The sequence below is a fragment of the Paenibacillus sp. 32O-W genome (genome assembly GCF_007679495.1).
Lineage (GTDB): Bacteria > Bacillota > Bacilli > Paenibacillales > NBRC-103111 > Paenibacillus_L > Paenibacillus_L residui.
The window spans coordinates 98,995-105,650 of record NZ_VEGP01000012.1 but is presented as its reverse complement, the minus strand read 5'-3'; the positions used below and the strand labels follow the sequence as shown (position 1 = coordinate 105,650).

At 49.6% G+C, this 6,656-nt stretch carries 8 protein-coding genes; 3 read left to right on the top strand and 5 right to left on the bottom strand.

Annotation, left to right across the window (positions count from 1 at the left end):
• Positions 1-239: 239 nt before the first annotated feature.
• Positions 240-614: a phosphotransferase family protein gene (locus FS806_RS27065; protein WP_144934006.1), complete on the bottom strand. Its 375-nt coding sequence runs from the start codon at positions 612-614 to the stop codon at positions 240-242.
• Between the two features lie 218 nt (positions 615-832).
• Entirely contained in the window at positions 833-1,801 is a 969-nt protein-coding gene (locus FS806_RS07370; protein ID WP_144934004.1) for a YpdA family putative bacillithiol disulfide reductase, read from the bottom strand.
• Positions 1,802-2,162: 361 nt separating this feature from the next.
• On the opposite strand from FS806_RS07370, the gene FS806_RS07365 reads away from it, so the two are divergent.
• The 3 genes from FS806_RS07365 (at position 2,163) to FS806_RS07355 (ending at position 3,731) form a co-directional block, all read left to right on the top strand.
• Entirely contained in the window at positions 2,163-2,432 is a 270-nt protein-coding gene (locus FS806_RS07365) for a 50S ribosomal protein L33 (protein ID WP_144934002.1), read from the top strand.
• A 118-nt stretch (positions 2,433-2,550) separates the two neighbouring features.
• Entirely contained in the window at positions 2,551-2,781 is a 231-nt protein-coding gene (locus FS806_RS07360; RefSeq protein ID WP_144934000.1) for a hypothetical protein, read from the top strand.
• 86 nt (positions 2,782-2,867) lie between these two features.
• On the top strand, positions 2,868-3,731 hold the full coding sequence (locus FS806_RS07355; protein ID WP_144933998.1) for an amidohydrolase family protein: 864 nt from the start codon (positions 2,868-2,870) through the stop codon (positions 3,729-3,731).
• A 146-nt stretch (positions 3,732-3,877) separates the two neighbouring features.
• On the opposite strand, the gene FS806_RS07350 is transcribed toward FS806_RS07355, so the two are convergent.
• From FS806_RS07350 to FS806_RS07340, 3 genes are all read right to left on the bottom strand, one after another.
• Complete coding sequence (locus FS806_RS07350; RefSeq protein WP_144933996.1) at positions 3,878-4,381, bottom strand: stalk domain-containing protein; 504 nt, start codon at positions 4,379-4,381, stop codon at positions 3,878-3,880.
• A gap of 181 nt (positions 4,382-4,562) precedes the next feature.
• Positions 4,563-5,426 carry a sugar phosphate isomerase/epimerase family protein gene (locus FS806_RS07345; RefSeq protein WP_144933995.1) on the bottom strand — a complete coding sequence of 288 codons (864 nt, stop codon included), beginning with the start codon at positions 5,424-5,426 and terminating at the stop codon, positions 4,563-4,565.
• Between the two features lie 176 nt (positions 5,427-5,602).
• Positions 5,603-6,577, bottom strand: coding sequence for a formylglycine-generating enzyme family protein (locus FS806_RS07340; RefSeq protein WP_144934028.1), 975 nt, complete (start codon positions 6,575-6,577; stop codon positions 5,603-5,605).
• Positions 6,578-6,656: the final 79 nt, after the last annotated feature.

The following is a 6,656-nucleotide window of genomic DNA, read 5'->3' as shown; positions in this document are numbered from 1 at the left end:
AGCTTTCTGTGACTGAAAAAAACTGTCACGACGCGGCTCTTTCACCTTTTGACAACGGTACTTTCCGATTTCATGTTAAAAGATCTATCGATCCTCTCCCATTATATTTGATAGCGTTTACATTAAATAGAGGAAAGTGATTACTTTTTATCGGACTTTTATGACTTTTGCCGAGATCTATCGGCTCTATGAGGAGCTTTACGAGATACGAAATCCATAACTTAGAGCCAAAACTCATGTTAAATGAAAACATGATTTAATGCCCAATCAAGTCGTCTGTTCCATTCTTTTTTTACCGGTTCCGGAAAATCATCCTTAACAATCTCAATAATCCTCCAGATCTGAAGAATTATGTGTGCGTGTAATATGTCAGACGTAAAATCTTCTTTTCTCCGCTCAATGTAGGCATTTATGAAAGCTCGTACACAAACATGTGCAATATTTGGAAAATGCAAATGGGTCCAAAACAGAACATTTGCAACATCTACTCTCGGATCTCCATAACCTGCAAATTCCCAATCAATTAACTTACTATTGCCTTTTACATCACGTATCACATTGTGGTAACCGAAATCACCGTGTAGTAATAATGAGTTGAATGGAGAAACGGACATGCATAAACGAAATGTTACATCGCAACAGTTTATTAAGTTACTTCAGCTCAGATACGATTTATCGGTAAATATCAAAAGCTGTCCCCCATGAAAAAAACACGCGCTATTTAAAATATGCGCGTGTTTAGAGGGCAGACGAAGTAGTGTCAAGAACCTGCGCTAGACAGGTCGGCTGAACGGTTTGACCGATTTTCGGGTTTTGGCGTCGAACGCCTCCGTCAACGTTCGATAATTGCTTGGGCAATGCTTCGCCCATGAAATCGGCCGTTTTCTATGAAAATTTCATTAGCCCGGCTTCCGGCCGCTATCACTCCGGCGATAAACAGATTGGGAACGTTCGTCTCCATCGTCTCCGGATTATGCCGGGGAGCCCCCGTTTCCTCGTCCAACTCCACTCCGCATGCTTGCAGAAGCTGGCGGTCGGGACGAAACCCGGTTAAAGCCAGGACAAAGTCGTTGTCTAACCTGCTAACCTCCCCTTCGCTTTCGACCATGATGAAGCCTTCACCAATTTCCGTTATCTGTGAGGAGAACAGCATTCGGATTTTCCCTTTGTTCACTGCGCTTTCGAAAAGCGGACGCACCCAGGCCTTCACATAAGGAGACAGCTCGCTTCCCCGGTAAATAACCGTCACTTCCGCACCTACCCGCTCCAGCTCCAGAGCGGCGTCCACCGCCGAGTTGTTCCCGCCCACGACCGCAACCTTCATCTTCGCATAAGGATGCGCCTCCTGAAAGTAATGTGAGACGTGGGGAAGCTCTTCCCCCGGCACCTGAAGACAATTCGGCTGGTCGAAATAACCGGTGGCCACAATGACATGCTTGGCTCTGTAAGTATGTTTACGGCCATAACGGTCTTCACTGTCCAGTTCGAACCCGCCGTCCTCGGGCCGGATGGCAAGAACCCTTTCATATAAGCGGATCCGCAGCTCCTTGCGCTCGGCCACCGTCCTGTAATAGGTCAGTCCTTCGAGCCGGGTCGGCTTCTCGTTCGGAGTTACGAACGGGATTCCCCCGATTTCCAGAAGCTCCGGAGTACTGTGAAATTGTAAAAAGGTCGGATAACGATAAATAGAGTCGACGATGGACCCCTTTTCAATGATCAGAGGTTCAATCCCCTTCTCCTTCAACTCAGAGGCGGCGGATAAACCGCAAGGTCCCGCTCCGATAATGATGACTTGTTCCATGATGTCGCCTCCCCTTCATTGATCTTTAGTTTAGAAGCTGTGAACTAAAACGGTCATTCAATCCGTTCATCACGAATCTCATTAATTATACCGGATACCCGGAAGTTTTCCAAGATTTACGGGGATGGCGGAGAACTATAGCTTGCCTCCCGACAACGAGCACGTTTCTTCCATAGCTTCCCTTTCATCGCTAACTTCGGGTACATGCCCTTGGCTTGCATCCATACGCTCTTTCATTCCCGATCATAGAATAGAATTATGGAATGGGGCCACCCTGCGTTTTCATATAAACGGATAAGAAGACATAGACTAGGCTCGTCCCCAGAATCCCTAAGCTCTTTGCGATAAAGGAGGTGGAAGCATGAACCAGACAATTTCCCGTCGTGAAGTGGAAAAACTCGTCGGCAAGTATGTTTATGCGGTGAAGAAAGACGGTTCCTTAATCAGCGGCAAGCTGAGAGCCATTCAAGGAAACCAACTGATATTTGAATACGAAAAAGGAAAGGATGCCAGAACTAAAGCTATTATTCCGCTTGTTCTGTTTGATTTGTTGGCCATTGGCACCTCTCCTTTTGCCTTCGGCGGATTTCCATTTGGTTTCGGAGGCTTTGGAGGTCCGTTTATCTGGTAATCTATTGCGAATTCCAAAAGGCACGTTCGCTTGCAGAGCGGCGTGCCTTTCAGCTTGACCGTCGTTTTATGGTACAATAGGATCATTCCTATTCATTAGACAGAAAGGAGGGACGGCTATGTCCACCAGCCTCGTTAATCGCACATTAAGCCATCCCCAATATTTGCTCCGTGTGGATCGCGATCCGGACAGCGGCAGCTATTTCGGCAGAATTATACAGCTTTCTGAAGGCAAGGCTTCCTCAGATGCGGAACAATCCGGGGAAATGATCTTCTCTTCCTTCCCTCAAGATTCCGTTGAGCAAGCGGAGAAAGCGGCCATGGATTACTATATTCAAATCAGGAAATAATGGTTGCCAGTGCCCGTTTCCCGTTCTACAATAATATAAACATGTAATATACATGTTCTATATCATTGCGACAGGGGCGATCCTAGTTGATTATTGACGTACATAACCATCCGGATTGGTACGGGTATAATCTGGAACGATTTTTGGACAATATGAAGCAGTATAACATTGACAAGACTTGGCTGCTCAGCTGGGAATGCCCGGCAACCGAATATAATCCCGAATACATCAAGCACATTCCCGACCCGGACAAGCCGAACGGGCCCATTTCCTTCGAGCGCTGCGCCGCTTACAAAGAACAGGCGCCGGACAAGTTTATATTGGGCTATGCCCCCGATCCGCGCCTGCCCGATGCCATCGATAAGCTGGATCATGCCATCCGACTGTACGATGTCAAGGTGTACGGCGAGCTCAAGCTGAGGATGATGTATGATAATCCCGACGCTCTTCGTCTGTATCGTTTCTGCGGGGAGAAGGGCTTGCCGGTTCTCGTCCACATCGATTACGAATTCGATACCGGCTCCACCTACCCCCGCCCCAATTGGTGGTACGGCGGAGGTATCGGGGCGTTCGAGCGTGCCGTCCAGGCTTGTCCGGAAACGGTCTTTATCGGTCATGCCCCCGGGTTCTGGGCACATATTTCGGGCGATGACCAATATAATAAGACCGCCTATCCGACGGGCCCTGTCCTGCCGGGAGGCCGGGTGTCCGAGATGCTGCGCAGCTATCCGAACCTGTATTGCGATATTTCCGCAGGCTCGGGCTGCAACGCGCTGGCAAGAGACAGAGAATTTGCCAAGCAATTTTTGATAGATTTCCAGGATCGCATTATGTACGGACGGGATTATTTCGATAATGTGCACCAGCAGCTGTTGGAATCACTGGATTTGCCTAAAACGGTGCTCGACAAGATCTATTATCAAAACGCTCTGAAGCTCATCCCGGAGTAGAATTAGAGAGTCAAGGATACTTTCTTAATAGTTTAATTATGAAAAGCCCGGCCTCTCTAGGAGGACCGGGCCTGCTGCTATATTCAAAACAAACAGACGCTGGCGCTGGATATACTTATTGCAGAATGCCTGCCTTTTGCAAGTCCTCAATGTTGTAGTAGGGGCTGTAGCCCCGCTCGGATTGAATAGTTTCCGGCAGCATCATACGCATACAAAAAAACCATTCCGCCCTGCTCCACCAAACCTTTGGGCAGCTCGTACTTCACTTCGTTATTTTTATTTAAATTCGCAATCGCTTCTCTCTCGGCAAGTTCACGGTTCATCCCGGTACCGGAAGAGCTGGATGGCCCGGCTGAAGCAGCTTTGTCTCCCTCTGTTCTCACCTGACCGTCCGTGTTAATTTCCACCCGTCCTAATTCATTGTTCCAGTGATAATCGACACCGGTCAGATCGCCGATCTTGGCCAAAGGAATGTAGGTGCTGCCTTCATAGTTCAGGACAGGGTTCTCGCTATCCTTGTACTCGGTTCCATTGACAAAAATCGGGTAAGTGGGTTCCGTCAGAATATATTGCTTTACGGTAGCCGCAAGAGCGGTCGTCCCAAGGGTCAGACAGGCTCCAACCAGCAGTCCTGCAACAAATTTTTTCATAACTGCATTTGCCTCCATCATAAATTAGAATAAATAACGTTATTGCACAGCACCTGGCTCTACTTATTAGATTTTATTTACATTTTTCGCCATATTATCAACACATAAAACAAGGGTCCGCAATAAATACAGCCCCTTGTTCTTCCAGCTATTCAAATTTGAGTTCGGCAGGTTAATTCAATTAAACTTCTTCCCAAATCCGTCTGGCATTAGCCATTCCGATCTTCGATCCGGCGCGGGGATCTTCCATCCCTTCAAATTCAATCGATATGTATCCGTCATAACCCGATTGCTTGATTACACGAATGACCTCTACCATGTCGATATCTCCTTGGCCGACAATAGCCCCTCTCAAGAAATTGCCGCTTGTAGTCTTGAACCAGCCTTCCCCTGGATCCCGGTAGGAAGGGCGCAGATAGAAGTCTTTAAGATGGACCATGGAGGCGTAAGAAATGTTTTTCTTCACCGATACGACCGAATTTTCGTCGGCGCACATAAAGTTTCCGACATCGAGCGTGGTCTTGAAGTTCGGACGATCCACCGCATGGATAAGGCGCTGCACCCGGTCGCTCGCCTGCACGAAGAAACCATGGTTCTCTACGCTTGTCGTAATGCCGAATTGAGCGGCGTAATCGGCCACTTGCCGACAGCCTTCCACCATTTTGTCCAAATCCGCCTCGAATTGCGCAATGGAGGTTTCCGGAATCGGGCGGGAAGCGACATCATGACGCATCAATTTAATTCCAAGGCCATGCGCAACATCCACATGCCGCTTCAGCTTCTCGACTTGCTCGTTAAAAGCTTCGTCGCTGTCGGTCACAAAGTTGGCGCCTACAGCATAGTTGGAAATGTCAATGCCGACTTCCTGCGCCTTCTTCCGAATGGCCTCCACCAGAGAAGAGTCCTCGGTCAGGTTTAAGCTCATCGGAACAATCTCGACGTGCTCCCCGCCATTTTCGGCAATCCATTCGATCGCTTGAAAAATATCCATTTCGCCAGAGTTGATAAGACGATAAAGACTGTAAGAACTTAGTCCGATTTTCATTTCGGGACCATGCCTCCTTCTAACAATTATTTGTCTATTATAGCGCATTTTTTTCCATAGAGGCATCCATTTTTAGAAATCTTTTTCCGGGCTTGGACCAAGCCGTCCCCTTCGTCTTCCTGCTGATGGTTAACCGAACCGTACGGCTCGAATCGCCCGCTCTATTCAGCGGTTTATCAAGTCGCATCCGCGGCACAGCGAAATCCCATATTTCCCGTAGAGCTATCCGGCGTATTGGAGCTTCTGGCCGCCACCCGATACCGGTTGCAATACGATTTATGACACAGATAGGATCCGCCGCGGGTTACCCGGCCCGTTCCGGCGAGAGGACCTTTGGGATTCAGCCTCGGGCTGTCCTTGTAATAAGCGGGATGGAACCAATCCGAGCACCATTCCCATACGTTCCCCGCCATATTATACAATCCGTATCCGTTAGGAGGATACTCATTCACCGGAGCCGTGCCGGAATAGCCGTCAACCGCATTATCCTTGACGGGAAATTTCCCCTGCCATATATTGCAAACATATTTCCCGTCGGGCTTCAGCACATCGCCCCACGGATATTTCTTCTGAACCAAGCCTCCGCGGGCGGCATATTCCCATTCGGCCTCCGTAGGCAGACGCTTGCCCGCCCACCTGCAGTAAGCAGCGGCATCATTCCACGAAACGTGAACGACGGGATGATCCCAGCGTGTCTCCACGTTCGAGCCGGGTCCTTCGGGACAGGCCCAGTAAGCTCCTTTAACCGGCCACCACCAGGGAGTGGCTTGAACTACCTGCTCGACCGTGCGGGCGACCTCTTCCGAAACGAAGAGATGAAAGACGAAGGACCAGCCGAAGCTTTCAGCCTCCGTACGATAGCCGGTAGCCCGGACGAAATCGGCGAACTGTCTGTTCGATACCGCATACGGGTCGATATAGAAAGCATCCAGCTCCACCTCATGAACCGGGCCTTCTCCATCCGCAGGAAAGCCCTCCGCGCTGTCCGTTCCCATCAGGAACGTTCCGCCCGGCAGCAGGATCATTCCGTCTGTCTTCCCGAAGTGCGGCGATTCCTCCGAAGAGGCTGCAGCCTGTTGCGCTGCGGTCAGTCCCTCTGCAGCTTGTCCATCCGCCGCCGGCCTGCTCGCCGTGCAGCATCCTTTGCGCATCAATTTTCCGTTGTCCTCGTTCGTCATCTGTACATCCTCGCTTTCCATTGATCGGCCTCCGGCGGCCAACGCAGTCCAA

Excerpts from the sequence above, each read along its gene's own strand:
- FS806_RS07365 (WP_144934002.1), top strand. The coding sequence starts at position 2,163 with ATGAACCAGACAATTTCCCGTCGTGAAGTGGAAAAACTCGTCGGCAAG.
- FS806_RS07370 (WP_144934004.1), bottom strand. The coding sequence starts at position 1,801 with ATGGAACAAGTCATCATTATCGGAGCGGGACCTTGCGGTTTATCCGCC.
- FS806_RS07340 (WP_144934028.1), bottom strand. The coding sequence starts at position 6,577 with ATGCGCAAAGGATGCTGCACGGCGAGCAGGCCGGCGGCGGATGGACAA.
- FS806_RS27065 (WP_144934006.1), bottom strand. The coding sequence starts at position 614 with ATGTCCGTTTCTCCATTCAACTCATTATTACTACACGGTGATTTCGGT.
- FS806_RS07345 (WP_144933995.1), bottom strand. The coding sequence starts at position 5,426 with ATGAAAATCGGACTAAGTTCTTACAGTCTTTATCGTCTTATCAACTCT.
- FS806_RS07350 (WP_144933996.1), bottom strand. The coding sequence starts at position 4,381 with ATGAAAAAATTTGTTGCAGGACTGCTGGTTGGAGCCTGTCTGACCCTT.
- FS806_RS07360 (WP_144934000.1), top strand. The coding sequence starts at position 2,551 with ATGTCCACCAGCCTCGTTAATCGCACATTAAGCCATCCCCAATATTTG.